The sequence below is a fragment of the Actinomyces sp. S6-Spd3 genome (genome assembly GCF_000758755.1).
Taxonomy (GTDB): domain Bacteria; phylum Actinomycetota; class Actinomycetes; order Actinomycetales; family Actinomycetaceae; genus Pauljensenia.
This window is the reverse complement of sequence record NZ_JRMV01000183.1, coordinates 1-616: the sequence shown is the minus strand read 5'-3', so window position 1 is coordinate 616 and position 616 is coordinate 1. Positions and strand designations below refer to the sequence as shown.

Below are 616 nucleotides of genomic sequence, written 5' to 3'. Positions count from 1 at the left end.
CTGCGGCGGCAACAGCGCGCGTTCTACACAACGCCTATTAAGGCTCTGTCTAACCAGAAGTATCTCGAGTTGGTGGCCGAGCTTGGCAGTGAAAATGTTGGATTACTAACTGGCGACACTTCGCTTAATGCAGATGCTCCCGTGGTGGTTATGACCACCGAGGTTGCGCGCAACATGATCTATTCGGGCACAGACCTGACCGATCTTGGTGCGGTAGTGCTCGATGAGGTCCACTATCTGGCTGATCGTTTCCGCGGACCGGTGTGGGAAGAAGTAATCATTCATATGCCGAGCCATGTCCAAATCGTCGCTCTTTCGGCAACCGTGTCGAATGCGGAGGAGTTTGGCGCGTGGATAGATCAGGTGCGCGGTGGTTGTAGTGTGATCGTGTCTGAGGTGCGCCCCGTCCCGCTATACCAGCACATGATGGTAGAGCGTAAGCTTTACGACTTGTATCAGCCCACCCGTGAAGGTGGGCATGCGTTGCGCGGCAAGATCAACCCGCAATTACGTCACGCCATCGCAAGGTCGCAGGGCATTCAGTCGCGTTCACCACATGAGGCTGCCCGTGGCCTCGCTGGCGGGCGGCGAATGCGTAGAGCCGGTCGCAGAGCCA

The 616-nt window shown here is 57.1% G+C and carries 1 protein-coding gene; it reads left to right on the top strand.

The window, feature by feature from the left end:
• Positions 1 to 616: DEAD/DEAH box helicase (locus HMPREF1627_RS01085; protein WP_034500402.1), on the top strand; the 616-nt coding region annotated here is incomplete at both ends.